The sequence below is a fragment of the Caballeronia terrestris genome, assembly GCF_001544515.1.
GTDB classification, from domain to species: domain Bacteria; phylum Pseudomonadota; class Gammaproteobacteria; order Burkholderiales; family Burkholderiaceae; genus Caballeronia; species Caballeronia terrestris.
Map to the genome: position 1 here is coordinate 136,277 of NZ_FCOL02000004.1, position 21,161 is coordinate 157,437.

A 21,161-nucleotide genomic window follows, 5' to 3' on the forward strand; every position below is an offset into this window, starting at 1 on the left:
AATTAAGTCCGGCTGCCGTTGCCCGGGTGCGCGCCGTTCGGTCAGGCGCCACGCACTAGGTGAGCCGCAGCGGTTCGAGCATCAGTTTTTCTTCGTCGAGCCAGATCTGCACCGACTTGCCGAGGATATCGGCAGGCAACGGGTTCTCGGTCGTCCGGTAGATTCCCGCGATCGAGATCAGTTCCGGCTCGAGACAGGTGCAGAAAATTCGCGCGTCATGGTTGCCGTGCACGCCCGCGAGCGCGCGCCCGCGCAACGGCGCATAAATATGAATGTTGCCTTCCGCGATCAACTCCGCGCCGTAGGACACGAGCCCGAGCACGATCAGATCGCCCTTCGCATACACCTGCTGGCCGGAGCGCAACGGCCGGTCGATGATGGTCGCGGGCATCGGGAGCGCCGGCGGCGGCGTCTTCGCGACGGCGGCTTCGATCACGGCCGCGGCTTCGGTGTTCGCGCTCGCGGCGCCTTCAGACGGCTTCGGTGCACCGCGCCGGTCGCGTGCTTCGAGCAGCGGCAATCCGCCCGACGACGCCCATTGCGTAGCCCACGTCTGCGCGGGCGACGCGACGACGCCGATCGGCCGCATGCGCACGCTCGCGAGCAACTGCGCGAGTTCGTCGAGCGACACGCGATCGGTGGCGGACGTCTCGGCGAGACGGCGCACGTCGATTGCGACGACGTCGTTGGCGAAAAACTCGGGAGTCGCTTCGAAGCGCCGCGTGAGTTCGGTGCGCAGCGCGTCAAGGTCGGTGGTCTTGACGACGAAAAGAAGCGTGTCGACGGAGCCGCTGCGCAGTTCGAAAAAGGGCGTTTTGTTGAGCGACATAGGAACAGCCAAAAATTTTGCGTATTTTACAGGCGCGCGCGCGCTCGGCCATCTTTTTTAAGACCGGTTTGCGTGCGACGTGTGCGTGATGAAGGACCGCGAGGACCACCGCGCGAAGAACGACATCGGCGCGGCGAAAAGCGAGGACAGGTAGGACGATTCACGCCGTGCCCGGCGTATCTTGCTCTTCCGTGTGAACGTGGCGCACGAGCAGCGTTTCCCAAACTTCGGCGTGCAAGGGCATTGCGCGGCGATCGCCCGTCGGACCGAAACCGAGGCGCTCGTAGAAGCGCATCGCGGTACGGTTTTCATCGGCGATCCATGCATACACTTCCGACGATCCTTGCGCCGCGAGCCACTCCGTCGCCGCATTCACGAGCAGCTCGCCGCCACGCAGATGCCGCACGGCGGGCGCAACCCACAACGCGTGAACGAAAGCACGGCCGCGCGCGGCTTCGTCGACGAATGCGCCGACGAGACCCGCCGGATGGCCTTCGGTGTAGAGCAGAAACGTGGCAGTGGTCGCGGAGTTCGCGTGGTGGTTGGCGGTATCGCCGAAACTGGATTCGGCGACGAGCAGCGCATCCTCGAGCGTTTCGTCGAAGGCGTACGGCGCCTCGCGCAGGGACGCCGTGCGGAGCTCGCGGAGGACGGCCCCCTGATGCGCGGCGATGCGGCGAACGGTCAGTGAAGGACTCATGCGGGCGATTATCTCTCTGGCTCTTGCTGGCTATCTCTTTATAGCTTCAACCGAACGGGCGATTGAGTCAATTTTTTCTTGCAATCAGCCGCTTGCGGCTCGCGAGGGCTTTTTCACGGCGCAGCATACGCGCCGGCGCCGTCTGGCCACGGCGTGAGCAACTCGAAGCCGTCCTCGGTGACGGCGACCATGTGCTCCCATTGCGCCGAGAGCGAGCGGTCCTTCGTGGTGACGGTCCAGCCGTCGCGCGATTGCTGGGTGGCCGCGCGCCCCGCGTTCACCATCGGCTCGATCGTGAAGACGAGACCCGGCTTCAGTCGCAGGCCCGCGCCGCGCTGGCCGTAGTGCAGCACTTGCGGGTCCTCGTGATACACGCGGCCGATGCCGTGGCCGCAATACTCGCGCACGATCGAAAATCCCTCGCGATGCGCGACCGTCTGAATCGCCTGGCCGACGTCGCCGAGTGTCGCGCCCGGCCGCACTTCGCGAATACCCGCGACCATCGCTTCATAGGTGGTATCGCAGAGGCGCTGCGCTTCTTCGTTCGGCTTCCCGGCGTAATACATGCGGCTTGTGTCGCCGAAGTAGCCGTCCTTGATGATCGCGACGTCGATGTTGATGATGTCGCCGTCCTTCAGTTCCTTCGGCCCAGGAATGCCGTGGCATACGACGTGATTCACCGACGTGCAGACCGTCTTCGGGAACCCCATGTAGCCGACGTTCGCCGGGATGGCTTTCAGTTCATCGACGATGAAGCGGTTGCAGATCGAATCGAGTTCGTCGGTGGTGACGCCCGGGCGGACATGCTCGCCGATCATCGCGAGGACCTCGGCAGCCATGCGGCCTGAGATGCGCAGTTTTTCGATGTCGGCGGGCGTCTTGAGAGTAATGGCCATTGAGTGGAGCGGATGAAGTCGGGACGCGGTCGCGCTCTTGGGAGCGGCGGCGTGGTGAGCGGATTTGTCGGCGATGATAGCATCGCCGGGCGCAGGGTCCGGACGGGGCGCGGTGCAGGCGGCCTTGTTTTGTGCCGGCGTTTACGGTTTATTGGGGCTCTTTTCCTTGGTCGAAGGTCTATGTCTCTACGTCGATTTGCCGTTGTCGCTGTTGTTGTTCTTTCCGCTTGCAGCACGGCCAGTGGCCCGGAGTTGCGCGCCTCGAAACCCGTGATTCACGTTTCGTCGGCGCGGACCGCGTCGGATATTTCCAGTTGCCTCGAACGCATGCTGCCCTCCGTGCAGACGATCCGCGATAGCGGTTCCACGGAACTCGTTGTCGGGCCGAATGCGTGGCTTGTCACGCTGACGCCGTCGGGGTATGGGTCGATCGTGAAGGTGCAGAAGTCGGCCGGCGAGTACAGCGGATTGCCGGAGCCGGAACTGCGTTTCGATATCGCGCGATGTACGACTTGAGGTGATTGGGCCGCGCATAAGCAAAAACCCCGCAGATCTTTCGATCTGCGGGGTTTTTAAATTCTGGCGGAAAGGGTGAGATTCGAACTCACGGTACCCCTAAAGGTACACTGGATTTCGAGTCCAGCGCATTCGACCACTCTGCCACCTTTCCGTTAAACCAAACCGTTTCCGGCCTTCGCTAGCGGGTCGTTGCTTAGCGAAGTTCAAGATTATAGCGAAGCTGTTTTGGCTTTCCAAGCCCCTTTTCGCATCTTTCCCGAAAAATTTACCCGGCCTTCGAGGTTTCGAGACGCTCCACGCCGCCCATGTACGGACGCAGCACCGCCGGCACCGTGACCGATCCATCCGCGTTCTGGAAGTTCTCCAGCACGGCGACGAGCGTGCGCCCGACCGCCAGCCCCGAACCGTTCAGCGTATGCACGAACTCGGGCTTGCCCTGCGCATTGCGAAAGCGCGCCTGCATCCGGCGCGCCTGGAACGCCTCGGTGTTCGAGCAGCTCGAAATCTCGCGGTACGTGTTCTGCGCCGGCAGCCACACTTCGAGGTCGAACGTCTTCGATGCCGAAAAGCCCATGTCGCCCGTACACAGCGTAATCACGCGATACGGCAGCTCCAGCTTCTGCAGGATCGCTTCCGCGTGGCCAACCATCTCGTCGAGCGTCTCGTACGACTTCTCCGGCGACACGATCTGCACCATCTCCACCTTGTCGAACTGATGCTGGCGGATCAGCCCGCGCGTGTCGCGGCCATACGATCCCGCCTCCGACCGGAAGCAGGGCGAATGCGCCGTCAGCTTCACCGGCAGCGCGTTCGCATCGAGGATGCTGTCGCGCACCGTGTTCGTCAGCGAAATCTCGGAGGTCGAGATCAAATACTGCGTGACCGTGTTTTGCTCGCCGCCCTTCTCGACGCGGAACATGTCGTCGGCGAATTTGGGCAGTTGGCCCGTGCCGTACAGAATCTCCGGATTTACGATGTACGGCGTGTACGTCTCGGTGTAGCCATGCTGTTCCGTGTGCGTGTCGATCATGAACTGCGCGAGCGCGCGATGCAGCCGCGCGATCTGTCCGCGCAAGAGCGTGAAGCGCGCGCCCGAGAGCTTCGCGCCCGTCTCGAAATCGAGCCCGAGCGGCGCACCGACATCGACGTGATCCTTCACTTCGAAGTCGAACGTGCGCGGCGCGCCCCAGCGACGCACTTCGACGTTCTGCGTTTCGTCGTCGCCGACGGGCACGCTCTCGTGCGGCAAATTCGGCACGCCGAGCATCATGTCCTGCAGACGCTTCTGGATGTCGTCGAGCTGGCCCGCGGACGTCTTCATCGTGTCCCCGATCCCGCCGACTTCCGCCATCAGTGCCGCCGTGTCCTCGCCGCGCCCCTTCATCGCGCCGATCTGCTTCGACAGGCTGTTGCGGCGCGCCTGGAGTTCTTCGGTGCGCGTCTGGATCTCGCGGCGCTCGGCTTCGAGCGACGCGAACGCGGCGACGTCGAGGGTGTAGCCGCGGGCGGCGAGACGCTTCGCGACGCCGTCCAGGTCTTTGCGCAGGAGTTGGATGTCGAGCATGGCGGGGGTTGCTTTTCGAGTAATCGGAATCGGCGATTTTAGCGCACGGGCGCGGCGCACCAACGCAATTGGTCAGGCATTTCCGCGAAATTGGCGATCCGGATTGACGAAACGGCACGTCGGTCCGGTGGCGTCGGGTTCGGTCGCGCTGGCAAAAAGACTCGCCACGGTTCGATGCCACTTCGACGCTGCGGCGACCGCACAGCACGCCGAATCTTGACGAGGGTTGAAAAGGCCCCTACTTCTTGTTCTCCCGCCGCCACTGCGCATCGAGGTCAGCCAACCGCGCCATCTTGTCCCCGATCTTGCCCTCCAGCCCGCGCGGCGTCGGCTCGTACCAGTGCGGATCGCGCATGCCGTCCGGCAGATACGTCTCACCGGCCGCGTACGCGTCGGGCTCGTCGTGCGCGTAGCGGTACTCGTGGCCGTAGCCGAGTTCCTTCATCAGCTTGGTCGGCGCGTTGCGCAGATGCACCGGCACCCCGCGCGACTGGTCCTTCCCGACGAACCGCCGCGCCTCGTTATACGCCTTGTAACCCGCATTCGACTTAGGCGCGACAGCCAGATAAATCAACGCCTGCGCGAGCGCCAGTTCGCCCTCGGGCGTGCCGAGCCGCTCGTAGGTTTCGGCGGCATCGAGGGCGATGCGCCCTGCGCGCGGATCGGCGAGGCCGATGTCCTCCCACGCCATGCGCACGATACGCCGCGCGAGATAGCGTGGGTCCGCGCCGCCGTCGAGCATGCGGCAGAACCAGTAGAGCGTCGCGTCGGGATTGCTGCCGCGCACCGACTTGTGCAGCGCGCTGATCTGGTCGTAGAACGCGTCGCCGCCCTTGTCGAAGCGGCGCAGGTTCTCGGCGAGCGCGCTGCCGAGGAGCGCGCCGTCGATCTCCGTCGTCTTCTTCTGCGCCGCCGCCCGCGCGACGATTTCCAGGTTATTCAAGAGCTTGCGGCCGTCGCCGTCGGCGGAACCGATCAGCGCGTCGCGGGCTTCGTCGGTGAACGTGAGGCCGCCGAGCTCCTGCTGCGCGCGATCGAGCAATTCCTTCAGTTCGTCGGCATCGAGGCTTTTCAGCACGTATACCGCCGCCCGCGACAGCAGCGCGCTATTCACCTCGAACGACGGATTCTCGGTCGTCGCGCCGACGAACACGAACAGCCCCGACTCGACGTGCGGCAAGAACGCATCCTGCTGGCTCTTGTTGAAGCGGTGCACCTCGTCGACGAACACGAGCGTCTGGTGCCCGTTCGCGCGATGGATCTGCGCGGTTTCGACGGCCTCGCGAATATCCTTCACGCCCGAGAGCACCGCCGAAAGCGAGATGAACTGGGCGTCGAAGGCGTCGGCCATGAGGCGCGCGAGCGTCGTCTTGCCGACGCCCGGCGGGCCCCAGAGGATCATCGAATGCGGCTCGCCCGATTCGAATGCGACGCGCAGCGGCTTGCTCGGCCCGAGCAGGTGCTTCTGGCCGATCACATCGTCGATGGTGCGGGGACGCAGGCGCTCGGCGAGCGGAACGGTGCCACGGTTTTCTTCGAACATGTGGTTTTGTGACGCAGGTTGGGCAAAGGCGGCGATAATCTTTCGCTTTTCTGAGACAGGCTCGGCTGACCGGTCAGGACGGGTCATTATGACAGCCGATGCGCACGCACGAAGCGCGCCGCGCCGGACACACAAAGATAGGGACGAAACCCATGGGACAAGAGAAGGGACATTTCGACGAATCCGCTGCATCGGCCTACGCTCCGCTCACGCCCGTGCCGCTTGCGCGCCGCGCCTTCGTCACGACCGATGCCTTCGCGCTCTGGTTCTCGCTCGGCATCGGCTTGCTGGTCGCGCAGGCGGGCGCGCTGCTCGTGCCGGGACTCTCGCTGCCGCACGCGCTGACGGCGATCGCGATCGGCACGGCGATCGGCGTCGTGCTGCTCGCGCTCGCGGGCGTGATCGGCACGGATACGGGGCTCGCGGCGATGTCGTCGCTGCGGCCGACGCTCGGCGTGCGCGGCGCGTCGGTGCCGGCGGTGCTGAACGCGGTGCAACTCGTCGGCTGGGGCTCGTTCGAGATCATCGTGATGCGCGATTCCGCCGATGCGCTCGCCAAACAGTCGTTCAATCTCTCGATGCCGCTCATCTGGACGCTCGTGTTCGGCGTCCTCGCGACGCTGCTCGCCGTGACCGGGCCGCTCTCCTTCGTGCGGCGGTTTTTGCGCACGTGGGGCATCTGGCTGCTGCTCGGCGGCGCGGGGTGGCTCACGTGGAACCTGCTCGCGAAGCACGATCTCGCCGCGCTGATGAACCGCCCCGGCACGGGCGAGATGGCGTTCGGCGCGGGCATCGACCTGGTGGTCGCGATGCCGCTCTCGTGGCTGCCGCTGATCGCCGATTACACGCGTTTCGGCCGCAGCGCGGGCGGCACGTTTCGCGGCACGCTTCTCGGCTACGGCATCGCGAATCTGTGGTTTTATGCGCTCGGCGCGATCTACGGGCTCGCGGCGGGCGGCGGCGATACCTTGCTGACCGTCGCGTTCGCGCAGGCGGGCGGCGGGATAGCGCTCCTGCTAATCCTGATCGACGAAATCGACAACGCCTTTGCCGATATCCACTCGGCCGCCGTATCGACGGGCACGTTCTGGGCGCGGGCAACCGTGCCGGTGCTGTCGGCGGCGTTCGGCGCGTTGTGCACGCTGGTCGCGCTGGTCGTCGAGATGGGGAAATATCAGAACTTTCTGCTTCTGATCGGCTCGGTGTTCGCGCCGCTCTTCGGCGTCGTGCTGGCGGATCATTTCATCGTGCGCAAACGGCGTATCGATGTCGGCGCCATCGGCGATGTCACCGGCCGTTATGGCTTTTCGGGAGGCTGGCACGTGAGCGCGTTCGTCGCGTGGGCGGTCGGCATCGCGGCGTATCACGCGATCAACCAGTGGCTGCCGAACCTCGGCGCGACGCTGCCGGCGCTGGCGATCGGCGCGCTGGTCTATCTCGGATTGATCTCGGCGCGTGGGCGCGCCTATGCGTGAGCCATGAATGCGAGGGCCGCTGCGCAGCGGCCCCCTGCATTTCGGCCAGAACTAACGGCCGCCCGAATTACTTCGCCGCGCGATACTCCACGCCCGGCAACACGCACAGCAGTTCGAACGCGAGATTGGCGGCGAGGAGCGCCGTCGTGCCGAACGGGTCGTAGGGCGGCGCGACTTCCACCAGATCCGCGCCGACGATGTTCAGCCCGCGCGCCCCGCGGATGATCTCCAGCGCCTGCGGCACGGTCAGACCGGCGATCTCCGGCGTGCCCGTGCCGGGTGCGAACGCCGGATCGATGCCGTCGATGTCGAACGTGATGTACACCGGCCCGTCGCCCATCTGCTCGCGCACTTCCGCCATCAAGGGCGCGAGCGACTTGTTCCAGCATTCCTCCGTCTGCACGACGCGAAAACCCTGCTCGCGGCACCAGTCGAAATCGCCGGCTTCGTAGCCCGTGCCGCGCAGGCCGATCTGCACGACGCGCTTGCAATCCAGCAGGCCCTCTTCCACCGCGCGTCGAAACGGCGTGCCGTGCGCGATCTTCTCGCCGAACATGGTGTCGTTGACGTCGGCGTGGGCATCGATGTGGATCAGCCCGACCTTGCCGTGCTTTTTCGCGATGGCGCGCAGGATCGGCAGCGCGATCGTGTGGTCGCCGCCGAGCGTCAGCGGCTTGCAGCCGTGCGCAAGAATCTCGTCGTACGCGCGCTCGATGCGGTCGATCGAATCCAGCAGGTTGTACGGATTGATCGCGACGTCGCCAATATCGGCGACGCGCAGCGAATCGAACGGCGCGGCGCGCGTCGCCATGTTGTACGGGCGCAGCAGCACCGATTCGCTGCGCACCTGACGCGGCCCGAAGCGCGCGCCCGTGCGGTTCGACGTGCCGAGATCGAACGGCACGCCGACGAAACACGCATCCAGCCCCGCCGCCGACTGGACGTGCGGCAGGCGCATCATCGTCGTGATGCCGCCGCAGCGCGGCATCTGGTTGCCGGAGAGCGGCTGCGGGCGTTCGCTGCGGTGATCGGGCGCGGTGAAATGGGAATCGAAGTGCTCGGCAGGGGCAAAAAGCGAAGATGTATTCATGGCGTTCGATGGTTTCCGGTGAGAGGTGCTATCGGATGATCCTTAATTAATAGGCGTTCCGGCGGCAAGTTAAAATGGCGCAGAAATTAACTTCACATCGATATTCATCGATGTAAGGACGCCCGCCGATGTTCACGCACCTCTCCGATCTCGATTTGCGGCTGATCCGCGTCTTCCTCGCGATTGTCGATGCGGGCGGCATTTCATCCGCGCAGGCGACGCTCAACGTCGGCCAGTCGACGATCAGCACGCAACTCGCGACGCTAGAAACGCGCCTCGGTTATCGCCTGTGCGAGCGTGGTCGCAGCGGTTTCGCGCTGACCTCGCGCGGCGAACAGTTCGTGGAAGCATGCCGGACGCTGCTCGCCGCCGTCGATACCTTCGACATGACCGCGCGCAACGTCGGCAAGAAACTGGTCGGCACGCTCGCGATGGGGATCATCGGCCACACGCCGGTGAGCGCGAGCGCGCGGATCAGCGAGGCGATCGCGCGGTTTCGTGAACGCGATGAATCGGTGCGGTTTTCGGTGCTGGTGCGCTCGCCGGGGGAACTGGAGGAATTGCTGCTGGCGGGGCGGATTCAGGTCGCGATCGGCTACTTCTGGCATCGCGTGCCGTCGCTGGAATACACGCAGATCTACGCCGAAGACCAGTTCGCCTATTGCGCGCGGCGCCATCCGCTCTTCACTGAGGCCGGTGCCATCGACCCCGAACGCGCCGCCGATTTCGAATGGGCGTGGCGCAGCTACCCGCTACCCGAAGCCGATGCGGTCGCGCCGACCAACATCAACGCCGTCGCGGACAATATGGAAGCCGTTGCGATGCTCGTGCTGTCGGGGCACCATCTGGGCTACCTGCCGGAGCACTTCGCCGCGCCGTACGTGAGGGAGGGACTGCTCGCGCCGCTGAACGCGGAGAAGATGCGCTACCGCGTCGCGTTCGAGATGGTCACGCGCGCGCGGCACTTAAGGACGGACATCGTGGAGGCGTTCATCGAGGATATGAACGCCGCCCACGCTGTTCAGATCAGCCGTTGATCACGTCCGCGCCCTTCGGCACGGTGAACTTGAAGGTATCGGCCTTGACCGGCGGATTCTTCTGGATGTTGGAAAACGTGAGCAGCGTCACGTTGCCGAAGACGTCGTGCAGTTCCATCGCCTGGAGATTGCCGTCCTTGAAGCCAATGCCGACGCTCTCGAACTGCGTGTCCTTCGCTTTCGGCGTGAGTTCGAGCCAGTCGATGCCGCCCTTCACGCCCGCGTCACGCAACGTGAAGTTCTTGTCGAGATCGTTGCTGCCGAAAAGGATCGCCGCCGGACTCGCGCCCAGCGCGCCGCCGAGCGAACGGATCGTCACCTGGTTCAGGTCCTTGTCGTAGACGTAGAGCTTGTCGCCGTCCGCCTGGAGGACCTGCGAATACGGCTTTTCATACGACCAGATGAACTTGCCGGGCCGCGCGAACATGAACGTGCCGCTCGACGTGCCGCCGCCTCGGGGAGCCGCCGTCTGACTCGCGGCGCCCGCCTTGCCCGGCGCCTTCACTTCCTGCTGCACGAACGTGCCGCGCGCCGCGTGGACCTGCGAGACGAACGTCTTCAACTGCTCGGTGCCGCTCGCGAAGGCCTGCGACGCCAGCAACATCGACGCGCCGGCCAGCATTGCTCCGAGCATGCGTGTGAACCACTTTTGCTGCATATATTCGTTCTCCAAGGGTGAAGCTTATTCTGCGTCGCGCGCGGGCGTGAGGATTTCGCGATTGCCGTTGGACGACATCGCCGACACGAGCCCCGAGTTCTCCATCTGCTCAAGAAGCCGCGCGGCGCGGTTGTAACCGATCCGCAGATGCCGCTGCACGAGCGAAATCGACGCGCGCCGGTTCTTGATCACGACTTCCACAGCCTGATCGTATAGAGGGTCGGACTCGCCATCGGCGCCGCCAGTTCCCGCGGCGCCCGCTGAGCCTTCGTCTCCGTCGCCGGCGAGGCCGCCTTCGAGGATGCCCTCGATATAGTTCGGCTCGCCCTGCTCCTTCAATTTGTCGACCACGCGATGCACTTCCTCGTCCGACACGAACGCGCCGTGCACGCGCACCGGCAGGCCGGAGCCCGGCGGCAGGTAGAGCATGTCGCCCATGCCGAGCAGCGATTCCGCGCCCTGCTGATCGAGAATCGTGCGCGAATCGATCTTCGACGACACCTGGAACGCCATGCGCGTCGGCACGTTCGCCTTGATGAGGCCAGTGATCACGTCGACCGACGGCCGCTGCGTCGCGAGAATCAGGTGGATGCCGGCCGCGCGCGCCTTCTGGGCGATCCGCGCGATCAGCTCTTCCACCTTCTTGCCTACCACCATCATCAGGTCGGCGAGTTCGTCGATCACGACGACGATATTCGGCAGGCGCGTGAGCGGTTCCGGCTCGTCCGGCGTCAGGCTGAACGGATTCGGAATCTTCTCATCGCGCTTCGCGGCTTCGTCGATCTTGTTGTTGAAGCCGCCGAGATTGCGCACGCCCATCTTGCTCATCAGCTTGTAGCGGCGCTCCATTTCGGCGACGGCCCAGTTGAGCGCGTGGCCGGCCTGCCGCATGTCGGTGACAACCGGGCACAGCAGATGGGGAATGCCTTCGTAGACGCTCATTTCGAGCATCTTCGGATCGATCAGGATCATGCGGACCTGATCGGCGCTCGCCTTGTAGAGCAGCGACAGGATCATCGCGTTGATGCCCACCGACTTGCCCGACCCGGTCGTGCCCGCGACGAGCAAGTGCGGCATCTTCGCGAGATCGGCGCAGACGGGCTTCCCGCCGATGTCCTTGCCGAGGCCCATCGTGAGCGGCGAGGCGGCATCGGCGTAGACCTCGGAGCCGAGGATTTCCGAGAGCTTGACCGTCTGGCGGCGCTGGTTCGGCAATTCGAGCGCCATGAAGTTCTTGCCGGGAATCGTCTCCACGACGCGAATCGACACGAGCGAGAGCGAGCGCGCGAGATCCTTGGCGAGCCCGACGATCTGGCTGCCCTTCACGCCTGTCGCCGGCTCGATTTCGTAGCGCGTGACGACCGGCCCCGGATACGCCGCGACCACGCTCACCTCGACGCCGAAATCCTTCAGCTTCTTTTCGATCAGGCGCGACGTGTATTCGAGCGTATCCGCGGAAATGGTTTCCTTCACTTCGGGCGCGGCGTCCAGCAGCGCGAGCGGCGGCAGCGTGGAATCGCCCGGCAGGTCCTTGAAGAGCGGCACCTGCTTTTCGCGCTCGACGCGCTCGGATTTGGGCGGGCTCGCGAGCGGCGGGACGATCACGACCGGCTCGTGGTCCTCGATCTTCACGCGGCCGCGCACGACCTTGCCTTCGCGCGTCGATGCCGCTTCCTCGCCGAGCTTGCGGTCGCGCCCCGCTTCGCGGCGCAGGCGTGCGCCGGTGATCGCGGACATGATGCCGTCGCCGACTTTCTCGCACACCGAGAGCCACGAGAAGCGGAAGTAGAGCGACAAGCCGATCGCGAGCGCGATCAACATGAAGAGCGTGGCGCCGGTGAAGCCGAACGCATGCGACATGTGCCGCGCGATCGCCTCGCCGACGACCCCGCCCGGCGCGCGCGGCAACTGCACGTTGAGCGACCACATGCGCAGCGCCTCGATGCCGTCGCTCGCGGCGAGCACGAGCACGAACGCGAAGGCTTCCGCGAGCCAGGTGCGGTCCTTCGCGTCGGCTTCGACGGGCGCTTCGGTCTGTGTGATCCGCCGGTAGTTCGCGACGATGCGCCGCGCAAGCGGCACGATCAGCCAGTACGAGGACAGGCCGAACAGCAGCAGAACGATGTCGGAAGTCCAGGCGCCGACGCGGCCGGCCCAGTTGCCGATGTGATCGACGGTGGCAGCGTGCGTCCAGCTCGGATCGCGCCGGCTGTAGCTCACGAGCGCCATCAGAAGGAAAAGACCGAGCGCGACCTGGAGAATCCAGCGAATTTCGGTGAAAAGGCGCGACATGCGGTGCGGCAACGCCTGCGCGCTCGCAGAATAGGGTGCTTTTGCCATTGATCCGTGAGGCTTTTTTCACGGCCGCGCGTCAATAAGAACGGGCCGAATGTGTCGGTCGCCCATTGTAAACGCTGCACTGCGGGGAACGGACAAAAACGGCCGCTCGTTTCAACCTGTAACACCGGCCGAGGCTCGCAGGGGACGCTATAGGCATGATTGAAATTTTTACCGGTGCGCTTTTCGCAAGGCCTTTATAATCCCAACATTGCATCCAACTAGGATTCGTCCGGGTCAGTGGCCTCGTCGACTGATGCTCAAAAAGCGCGCAAGTTGCCTGTCATCGCCCGGCGCCGAAGTTGCGATTCGCCTTCGATAACACCATTAACAATGGAATTGCTCTCATGTCATCGCCCAAACACGCCAAAGTGCTGATTCTCGGTTCCGGTCCCGCTGGCTACTCCGCCGCGGTCTACGCGGCGCGCGCCAACCTGTCGCCGCTGCTCATCACCGGCCTGGCGCAGGGCGGCCAGTTGATGACCACCACCGACGTCGAGAACTGGCCCGGCGACCCGATGGGCGTGCAAGGCCCCGAACTCATGCAGCGCCTGCAGGAGCACGCCGAGCGCTTCAACACCGAGATCGTCTTCGACCATATCCATACGGCGAAGCTCAACGAGCGGCCGTTCCGCCTGATCGGCGACTCCGGTGAATACACCTGCGATTCGCTCATCATCGCGACGGGCGCGTCGGCGCAGTATCTCGGCGTGCCGTCGGAAGAGCTTTTCATGGGCAAGGGCGTGTCCGCCTGCGCCACCTGCGACGGCTTCTTCTACAAGAACGGCGACGTCGCCGTGATCGGCGGCGGGAATACGGCTGTCGAGGAAGCAATCTACCTCGCGGGCATCGCGAAGAAGGTAACGGTCGTGCATCGCCGCGACAAGTTTCGCGCCGAGCCGATCCTGATCGACCGCCTGCTCGCGAAGGAAAAGGAAGGCACCGTCGAGATCAAGTGGAACCACGTCCTCGACGAAGTCCAGGGCGACGCGACCGGCGTGACCTCGCTGCGCATCAAGAGCACGGAAACCGGTGCCACCACCGACGTGCCGCTGCAAGGCGTGTTCGTCGCGATCGGGCATAAGCCGAACACCGATCTCTTCGCCAACCAGCTCGAGATGAAGAACGGCTACATCATCACGAAGGGCGGCGCGAGCGGCGACGCCACCTCGACGAGCATCCCCGGCGTGTTCGCCGCCGGCGACGTGCAGGATCACGTCTACCGTCAGGCGATCACTAGCGCGGGCACGGGCTGTATGGCGGCGCTGGATGCGCAGCGCTATCTCGAAACCATCGACGAAACGCCGACACCGCATTCGATGAGCCACGAAAAGGACCGCTGAAAACGTGGATGGCACGGCGCGACGGTAAAATGATGTCGCTGCGCCGCCCGGAAAGCGGCGTCGGCAGCGTCACCAGGCCAGCGCCATTTCCATTCCGGATGGTTAAGAAAGGGCCGCTGGCCCTTTTTTCATTGCGACGCGTCTGGAATAGCTGAATTACCGCATGCCGACGTCCACCACCTAGCGCGATGCCCAAGAACCAGCCCCATCCGAACGAACCGAGGCATCCGCGCGATCCCGTGGCGCGGACCGCACGTGCCGTCCAGGCCGAGCCGCCGAAGCCCAGAGACATCGTCGAGGCCGTCAAGCGCGACGGCCTCGCGGGTCTCGGCGGCTTGCGCAGCGCGCTGAAGGCTGGCGCGGCAAAGCGCGAGATCGAGCGCGCGGCGGCGGAGCGGGCACAACGCGAAGCCGTCGCCGATGCCGACGTGTTCCGCCGCTCCATCGGCGAAATCGAGCCGCTCAAAACGCCGCCGCGCACGACCGTCACGCGCGTCCCGCCGCCGCCCTTGCCGCTGCAAACCCGGCGCGACGAAGAAGCCGTCCTCCAGGAAGCGCTCTCCGACGAATACGATCCCGAAAGCCTGCTCGACATCGACGAAACGCTCTCCTATTGCCGCACGGGCGTGAGCCAGGAAGTCGTGCGGAAACTGCGGCGCGGCGCCTGGATCGTGCAGGCGCAACTCGATTTGCACGGCATGCGCCGCGAGGAAGCGCGCGAGGCGCTGGCGGAATTCATCCGCGAATCGGTGAAGCGCGGGCTGCGGTGTCTGCGCGTGATCCACGGCAAGGGGCTCGGGTCGATTGGCAAGGAGCCGGTGCTGAAGGGCAAGGTTCGCGCGTGGCTCGTGCAGAAGGAAGAAGTGATCGCGTTCTGTCAGGCGCGGCCGCACGACGGCGGCGCAGGCGCCGTGCTCGTGCTCCTCCAGCCGGGCGGGACGCCGCGTCACCACGGGCATCCGCAGGATCAGGACACGGCCAGCAAAACCGGCTCGAAGGACCCGCGCAGTGCACCCTAGGCTCACGCTCGCGATCTCCATCATGGAGGCGCTCGCGCTTTTTTCGTACGCCATCTCGGGTCTGATCGAAGCACGAAAGCGCCGGCTCGACGCCGTCGGCGCGTTCATGGTCGCGCTCGCCACGGCGTTCGGCGGGGGCACCGTGCGCGACGTGCTGCTCTCGCGCCGGCCGTTCTACTGGGTCGAGCATCAGGATTACGTGCTCGTCATTTTCGCGATGGCGATCTTCGCGCCGATGCTGCTCAAAATGACGACCCGCCTCTTCGACGAGCGCCTGCTCCTGATCGCCGACGCGATCGGCCTCGGGCTTTTCAGCATCTCCGGCACCTCGATCGCCCTCGACGCGCAAATGCCCGCGTTCACCGCCGTCATGATGGGCGTGGTGACGGGCGTGTTCGGCGGCGTGATGCGCGACGTGCTGTGCAACGAGATTCCGCTGATTTTGCGCGACTCGCGGCCCTACGCGGTGTGCGCGTTCGCGGGCTGCTGGCTCTACCTGCTGCTGGACCGGATGGAATTCGACACGATCTACGCCGTGCTGCTGTCGACGGGGTTCATCCTCGTCGCGCGGCTCGTCACGTTCAAGTTCGACATCCGGCTGCCGCACTAGCGCCAGCGTTAGCGCCGACGCCAACGCCAACGCCAACGCCGTCAAGGCTCGGCGGACAGCGATTTGCTACAATCGGCGAGTTCCCAAATAGACCAACCCCCCGCGTTTCCACCGCAGACTGACCATGAATATCGAGCAAGCGCGTTTCAACATGATCGAGCAACAGATTCGTCCCTGGGATGTGCTGGACCAGGACGTCCTGAACCTGCTGACGATCGTCAAGCGTGAGAACTTCGTGCCCGCCGCGTATCGCAATATCGCGTTCGCCGACCTCGAAATTCCGCTGCCGGGCGGCGAGCGCATGCTGTCGCCGAGGGTCGAGGCGCGCGTGCTGCAGGAACTCGCGCTCACGAAACACGAGACCGTGCTCGAAATCGGCGCCGGCTCGGGTTACATGGCCGCGTTGCTCGCGGCGCGCGCCCGCAGCGTGACGACCGTCGAGATCGCGCCGGAACTCGCCACGTTCGCGGAGCAGAATCTCGCGGCGAACGGTGTGTCGAACGCGCACGTCGTCACCGGCGACGGCTCGCTCGGCTGGCCGGGCGGCGCACCTTACGACGTGATCTGCGTGTCGGGCGGCCTGCCGATCATGCCGCAGGAATTCCTCGAGCAACTGAAAATCGGCGGCCGGATCGCGGCGTTCGTCGGAGACGCGCCGGTCATGAAGGCGCAGATCATCACGCGCGTCGACGAAAAGCAGTTCCGCGTCTCCGATATTTTCGAGACGGTCGTCGCACCGCTGAAGAACGCCGTGCAGCCGCCGCGCTTCAAGTTCTGATCATGCAGAACCTGTCCGCATCCGACCTCGCCGCCTGGCTCGCCGACTCGTCGCGTCCCGCGCCCGTTTTGCTCGACGTGCGCGAGCCGTGGGAGATCGAGACCGCGAAAATGGCGAACATCGTCCCCATCCCGATGCGCGACATCCCCGCGCGCAGCGAGGAACTCGACGACGAAGCGCAGATCGTCTGCATCTGCCATCACGGTGCACGCAGTGCGCAGGTGGCGATGTTTCTGGAATCGCGTGGGTTCACGCAGATGTTCAATTTGTATGGCGGCATCGACGCGTGGTCGCGTCAGGTGGATCCGAGCGTTCCGACTTATTGAGTTTTCGAAGGCCACAAAAAAGCCGCATGCGTCGACGAAGACGCATGCGGCTTTTTTGCTTCCAGCCAGCGATCAAACCAGGTTCATCGCCAGCGCGCTCTCCCGATAGTGCTTGCTCGCCTTCTCGGTATCGCCGAGTTGCTCGTGCAGGCGCGCAAGCGCGCGGTGCGTGCGGATCTTGAGCGGTTCGTTATCCGCGAGCTTGAGTGCAGACTCCAGAAACGCCTGCGCCTTGCCCCACAACTGCTGATGCAAACACAAGCGCCCGAGCGTGAACAGCAGGTCGGCGTCCTCGGTGCGCTCTTTCTGCCATGCCTCCGCCCGCTGGATGAGCGGCAGCGCATCGCCGGACACGCAATCAGGATAACGGCGCAACAGCCGCGCGTCCCAATTGTGCGCGAGCGCGTCCTCGACGATCTTGCGCGCCTGATCCCGCCGGTCCAGCGCGATCAGCAGTTCGGCTGCGAGATCGGCGAGACGCGGCGACTGACGCTCCGCCGGCGACAGCGACTGCCACAACTCCAGCAACGCATCCGGATTGTGCCGACGATCACGCAACAGATTCTCCGCCGCGACCTGCCTCAACCGCACCGCGACGGCCGGATGCAGCGCCTCGCGCTTTTCCAGCGTCTTGACGAGCTTCAGCACCTCGCCCCAGTTCTTCAACTGCTGCTGCGCGCGCAACGCGATCTGCTGCGCGTGCAGACGCCGTCCGCCCTGCGCCTGCATCTCGGTCAGCGCGATGAGCGCGCCGTCCGCGTCGCGGCCGTCGGCGCGCATGTCGGCGGTGGCCATCAGGCGCGCGTCCTGCCATTCGGCGCCCGTGACCTGCCCGAGCCATTCGTCGCGGCGCGCGTACTCGTGCATCCGGTGCGCGGCATTCGCGCCGACGAGCCCGGCCGCGCCCTTGTTTTCATCGACGGAAAGCGCGTCGCGCGCCGCTTTCTCCGCTTTCGAGAAACGCCCGGCATACAGATGGCCGATCGCGTCGCGCAACGACGCATTCGCCTTCTTCACCTTGCTGCGCGCGCGATACGCGGCGACGCGCTGCGGCATCTTCCAGACCGTGCGGATCGCGCGGATCAACCCGTACAGCACGATGAACAGCACGACGAGCGCGACGACGAAGAGATTCAGCGACACGTCCACGCGATACGGCGGGACGACGAGCAGCACCTGCCCGCCGTCGAACCCGCCGACCGTAGCAACCACGACCGCGACCGCGAACAGCAGCGCCAGCCAGATGAGTCCACGAATCGTCATCATCCGCCTCGCTTGAACTGATGGACCGCCGCGAGGCTCGCGTTCAGGTTCGGCACGGCGACCGCGACCGACGCCTGATCGACCTGCTTGACGAGTTCGCGCACCGTCTGCACCTTCTTCGACGACGTATCGAAGTAGCGGCCGAGCGAGGCATCGGCGGCGCGCAGGTCGGACTTGAGCGTCGGCTCACTGCGCGACAGCAGCGACAGCCGCGCCGACAACAGCCGCAGCTTCACGTTTTCGCGCACGAAATAGCCTTGATCGGGCGAGGCGAGCATCGCGTCGGCGTTGTCGATGCGGCGCACCGACACGAGGCTCGACAACTGCTGCCCGATGCCGCTCGTGACCTGTTGCCACAGCACCTTCCAGCGCGGCTGGCCGGTGGCCGCCGCAATCGACGCGCTGTCCGCGGGCGCAGCCACACGGGCGGCGGCGCGCTCGATCGGCGCTTCGCCGGACAGCGGCAACTGGTCGATCTGGTCGATGGCGGTATCGAGCTTGATCGCGAGGCCGGTGAGATCGGTGGTAGGCGTGGACTTGAGCTTGTCGATGTCCTGCGCGACGGCTTTGCGGATCGCGACGACCTGCGGGCCGGTCGTCGCGGCGAGGCGCGTGTCGGCGCTTTGCAGCGCGTAGAGCGCGAGCTGGACGTTGCCCGTGAGCTGCAATTGCTGGCTCGCGCTCGACAGGATCTGCTCGACTTCGGCGAGCGTCCAGTCGTCGCGATTGCTCGCGAGATCCTGGTATTGCTGCTGCAACGCCTGACTGTGCGTCTCGGCGTCATTGAGCTTGCCCTGCAACTGGATGATCTGCGTGTGGAGCGCGCCGGTGGAACTCGCGGCCTGATCGGCTTTCGCGCGCAGGTCGGCGGCTTCCGCGTCGGCGGCCTGCAGGCGCTGCGTGACCTGCTGGTCCGCGCGATCGACCTTGCGGTTGAGCAGGAACGCCCCGCCGCCCGCCGCGACGGCGAGGATCACGATCACGAGCCATAACAGGACCGCGCTCGCGCCGCCGCGCTTCGGTTGCGCCTCGTAGGGCGTGAACGGCGTGTTCGGCGGCAAGGGCGGAGTCACGGTCGGCTGAGGTGAAGCTTTCTTGGAATCGTTCGAATCAGTCATGCGTGATTGAGCCGGTTGGTGGGCCGGCGCTGCGGCCGGTTTGGAATCCGTCGGCGCGGATTCCGCATGGGGTGTCGTCGTTGTGTCGGTTGTGCGTTGCGTCGCCCCGAGCGTCGTCTTGATTGCGTCGGCGATGCGCTCGTCGCCGGCGCCGGACACCGTAATCCTATCAAAACCCGCTTGCCGCGCGGCCTCGGCGATGCGCGGATGCGGCGTGACGAGCGGCGCGCGCTTCAGTTGCGCGGTTTCGTCGCGGCTCAGGTGCTCGCGTGTCAGCTCGTCGAGATTGCGCACGCCTTCGGAACTCGTCAGAAGCCACGCGTGAGACTGGTCCGGCGCGCTGGCGAGGAGCGCGTGGATGCGCTCCCATTTCTGCATGGACGGTTCCGGGACGATGCGCCGGTACGCCGCCACCTTCTCGACCATGGCGCCCGCTTCGGTCAGCCGCTCGGCGAGCCATTCGCGGCCGCCGTCGCCGCGCACAATCAACACGCGCTTACCTTCCAGGCCGTTCACGCCGAATTGCGCCTCGATCGCGGCGTAGAGCGCCTCGGAATCGAAGCGCGGCTCGGCGTGATCCGCCGCCGGGCTGACCACGCGATGCGGGGGCGCGGCCACGCCCTGCCGCGCGAGCGCCGCGACGCTGCCCGGCCCGACCACGCCGACGGGCACGTCCGCCGGCCACGCCGCGCCGAGCTTGCCGAACGCGTAATCGACCGCATTCGGCGACACGAACACGACGAGCGCGTATTTGTTCGGGCCGTACAGCTCGTCGAGGGCGGCGCGCAGCGGGGCGGCGTCGTCGACGGGAGCGATGTCGATCAGTGGGAATTCGAGGGTGTCGAAACCGGCTGCGTCGAGGAGCGCCAGCAAGCCAGCGGACTGGCCGATCGGCCGGGTGACGACGATGGTTACACGGCGCGCGCTCGACATCAGGCGGCTGGCGCGGCGGCAGGCGGCACGCGTGCACCGCTCGCCGTGGAAAGCGCGCGCACGATATCCATCGCGCCTTGCGCTTCGAGATCGGCGGAAACGCGGCGGCCGAGATCCAGCGCGCCTTCTACGTCGGGCGCCGTCGCCGTGCCTTCGGCCGTCAGCACGCGCTGGCCGTCGGGCGTCGCGACAGAGCCGCGCAGGCGCAGCGTGCCGTCGTGCCAGGTGGCGTACGCGGCGAGCGGCACTTCGCAGCTTCCGCCGAGCGCGCGCGAGACCATGCGCTCCGCTTCGACCGCCGCCGCCGTGTCAGCGTGATGCAGCGGCGCGAGCCACGCGGCGAGATCGGCGCGATCCGCGCGGATTTCGATGCCGAGCGCGCCCTGCCCCGCTGCGGGGAGGCTTTCTTCGGCGTCGAGCAGCGCCCGGATGCGCGCTTCCAGCCCGAGGCGCTTCAAACCGGCCGCAGCCAGAATGATCGCCGCGTAGTCGCCGCGATCCAGCTTGGCAAGACGCGTATCGAGATTGCCGCGCAACGGCCGCACGTCGAGATGCGGGAAATGCATGCGCAGCATCGCTTCACGCCGCAGGCTCGACGTCCCGACGATGCTCCCATGAGGCAACTCCGCCAGCGATCCGAACTGCGACGACACGAACGCATCGCGCGGATCTTCACGTTCGAGGATCGTGCTGAGCGCGAAGCCTTCGGGCAATTCCATCGGAACGTCTTTCAGCGAGTGGACGGCGAGATCCGCACGGCCGTCCGCGAGCGCGGCTTCCAGTTCCTTTACAAACAAGCCCTTGCCGCCGACTTTCGACAGCGTGCGATCGAGAATCTGATCGCCGCGCGTCGTCATTCCGAGGATTTTTACGTCGCAAGATGGATATAATTTGTGCAGCGCACACCGCACGTGCTCGGCTTGCCACATTGCTAGCCGGCTTTCCCTCGAAGCGATGACAAGGCTCGTGGGGGGTGTCGTGGAATGCGTCTCGGAATTCATTGATGCTCGATCGAATGACGGGATGGATAACAAACAATGGTAGCACGCACACCAGGGTCCATTTACAGACGGACAACCCGCGAAAGCCTTGTGTGAGGCCTCGGAGCGGGTGTCGTGGAAGG

Annotated in this window: 19 protein-coding genes and 1 tRNA gene; 8 read left to right on the top strand and 12 right to left on the bottom strand. The window is 65.3% G+C overall.

Translation table 11 applies throughout. The features are described 5' to 3' along the window. Positions 1-55 precede the first annotated feature (55 nt). The 3 genes from minC to map all read right to left on the bottom strand — a co-directional run bounded on the left by minC (position 56) and on the right by map (position 2,425). Positions 56-829 carry a septum site-determining protein MinC gene (minC, locus tag AWB67_RS05290; protein ID WP_087655183.1) on the bottom strand — a complete coding sequence of 258 codons (774 nt, stop codon included), beginning with the start codon at positions 827-829 and terminating at the stop codon, positions 56-58. 160 nt (positions 830-989) lie between these two features. Beyond that, entirely contained in the window at positions 990-1,529 is a 540-nt protein-coding gene (locus AWB67_RS05295) for a GNAT family N-acetyltransferase (RefSeq protein ID WP_087655184.1), read from the bottom strand. 113 nt (positions 1,530-1,642) lie between these two features. Beyond that, positions 1,643-2,425, bottom strand: coding sequence for a type I methionyl aminopeptidase (gene map / locus AWB67_RS05300; protein WP_087655185.1), 783 nt, complete (start codon positions 2,423-2,425; stop codon positions 1,643-1,645). Positions 2,426-2,695: 270 nt separating this feature from the next. Here map and AWB67_RS05305 point away from each other — a divergent pair, with 270 nt between their 5' ends. After that, on the top strand, positions 2,696-2,941 hold the full coding sequence (locus AWB67_RS05305) for a sugar ABC transporter ATPase (protein WP_235025044.1): 246 nt from the start codon (positions 2,696-2,698) through the stop codon (positions 2,939-2,941). A gap of 64 nt (positions 2,942-3,005) precedes the next feature. Here the strand turns inward: AWB67_RS05305 and AWB67_RS05310 are convergent. From AWB67_RS05310 to AWB67_RS05320, 3 genes are all read right to left on the bottom strand, one after another. Further along, a tRNA-Ser gene (locus AWB67_RS05310) sits at positions 3,006-3,095 on the bottom strand. Positions 3,096-3,209: 114 nt separating this feature from the next. Further along, positions 3,210-4,508 carry a serine--tRNA ligase gene (serS, locus tag AWB67_RS05315; protein WP_087655187.1) on the bottom strand — a complete coding sequence of 433 codons (1,299 nt, stop codon included), beginning with the start codon at positions 4,506-4,508 and terminating at the stop codon, positions 3,210-3,212. A gap of 238 nt (positions 4,509-4,746) precedes the next feature. Beyond that, positions 4,747-6,051 carry a replication-associated recombination protein A gene (locus tag AWB67_RS05320; RefSeq protein WP_087655188.1) on the bottom strand — a complete coding sequence of 435 codons (1,305 nt, stop codon included), beginning with the start codon at positions 6,049-6,051 and terminating at the stop codon, positions 4,747-4,749. 152 nt (positions 6,052-6,203) lie between these two features. Between AWB67_RS05320 and cytX the strand changes: the two genes are divergently transcribed. Then, positions 6,204-7,526, top strand: a complete 1,323-nt coding sequence (gene cytX / locus AWB67_RS05325; RefSeq protein ID WP_087655189.1) for a putative hydroxymethylpyrimidine transporter CytX — start codon at positions 6,204-6,206, stop codon at positions 7,524-7,526. Between the two features lie 67 nt (positions 7,527-7,593). On the opposite strand, the gene speB is transcribed toward cytX, so the two are convergent. Continuing rightward, positions 7,594-8,616 carry an agmatinase gene (gene speB, locus AWB67_RS05330; protein ID WP_087655190.1) on the bottom strand — a complete coding sequence of 341 codons (1,023 nt, stop codon included), beginning with the start codon at positions 8,614-8,616 and terminating at the stop codon, positions 7,594-7,596. A 128-nt stretch (positions 8,617-8,744) separates the two neighbouring features. Here speB and AWB67_RS05335 point away from each other — a divergent pair, with 128 nt between their 5' ends. Further along, positions 8,745-9,653, top strand: a complete 909-nt coding sequence (locus tag AWB67_RS05335; RefSeq protein WP_087655191.1) for a LysR family transcriptional regulator — start codon at positions 8,745-8,747, stop codon at positions 9,651-9,653. Here AWB67_RS05335 and lolA read toward each other — a convergent pair. After that, positions 9,643-10,311, bottom strand: coding sequence for an outer membrane lipoprotein chaperone LolA (lolA, locus tag AWB67_RS05340; protein WP_087655192.1), 669 nt, complete (start codon positions 10,309-10,311; stop codon positions 9,643-9,645). The genes AWB67_RS05335 and lolA overlap by 11 nt on opposite strands. A gap of 24 nt (positions 10,312-10,335) precedes the next feature. Beyond that, positions 10,336-12,651, bottom strand: a complete 2,316-nt coding sequence (locus tag AWB67_RS05345; protein WP_087655193.1) for a DNA translocase FtsK — start codon at positions 12,649-12,651, stop codon at positions 10,336-10,338. Between the two features lie 344 nt (positions 12,652-12,995). Here AWB67_RS05345 and trxB point away from each other — a divergent pair, with 344 nt between their 5' ends. The 5 genes from trxB to AWB67_RS05370 all read left to right on the top strand — a co-directional run bounded on the left by trxB (position 12,996) and on the right by AWB67_RS05370 (position 16,724). Next, positions 12,996-13,991, top strand: a complete 996-nt coding sequence (gene trxB, locus AWB67_RS05350) for a thioredoxin-disulfide reductase (protein ID WP_087655194.1) — start codon at positions 12,996-12,998, stop codon at positions 13,989-13,991. Between the two features lie 188 nt (positions 13,992-14,179). Next, positions 14,180-15,010 (top strand): Smr/MutS family protein, encoded by an 831-nt coding sequence (locus AWB67_RS05355; protein WP_087655195.1) that lies wholly within the window; start codon positions 14,180-14,182, stop codon positions 15,008-15,010. Then, entirely contained in the window at positions 15,000-15,620 is a 621-nt protein-coding gene (locus AWB67_RS05360) for a trimeric intracellular cation channel family protein (protein WP_087655196.1), read from the top strand. Before AWB67_RS05355 ends, AWB67_RS05360 begins: the two co-directional genes overlap by 11 nt. Positions 15,621-15,744: 124 nt before the next feature. Continuing rightward, on the top strand, positions 15,745-16,398 hold the full coding sequence (locus tag AWB67_RS05365; protein WP_087655197.1) for a protein-L-isoaspartate O-methyltransferase family protein: 654 nt from the start codon (positions 15,745-15,747) through the stop codon (positions 16,396-16,398). 2 nt (positions 16,399-16,400) lie between these two features. Continuing rightward, positions 16,401-16,724: a rhodanese-like domain-containing protein gene (locus tag AWB67_RS05370; RefSeq protein ID WP_087655198.1), complete on the top strand. Its 324-nt coding sequence runs from the start codon at positions 16,401-16,403 to the stop codon at positions 16,722-16,724. A gap of 72 nt (positions 16,725-16,796) precedes the next feature. On the opposite strand, the gene AWB67_RS05375 is transcribed toward AWB67_RS05370, so the two are convergent. Genes AWB67_RS05375 through hemC form a run of 3 tightly spaced genes read right to left on the bottom strand, consistent with a single transcriptional unit; the run spans position 16,797 to position 21,039 of the window. Next, the gene (locus AWB67_RS05375; RefSeq protein ID WP_200822179.1) at positions 16,797-17,987 is read right to left on the bottom strand and encodes a heme biosynthesis protein HemY; all 1,191 of its coding nucleotides are present in this window, start codon (positions 17,985-17,987) and stop codon (positions 16,797-16,799) included. Next, positions 17,987-20,038 carry a fused uroporphyrinogen-III synthase HemD/membrane protein HemX gene (gene hemDX / locus AWB67_RS05380; RefSeq protein ID WP_087655200.1) on the bottom strand — a complete coding sequence of 684 codons (2,052 nt, stop codon included), beginning with the start codon at positions 20,036-20,038 and terminating at the stop codon, positions 17,987-17,989. The genes AWB67_RS05375 and hemDX overlap by 1 nt, the downstream gene beginning before the upstream one ends. Beyond that, the gene (gene hemC / locus AWB67_RS05385; protein WP_087655201.1) at positions 20,038-21,039 is read right to left on the bottom strand and encodes a hydroxymethylbilane synthase; all 1,002 of its coding nucleotides are present in this window, start codon (positions 21,037-21,039) and stop codon (positions 20,038-20,040) included. The genes hemDX and hemC overlap by 1 nt, the downstream gene beginning before the upstream one ends. Between the last annotated feature and the right edge of the window lie 122 nt (positions 21,040-21,161).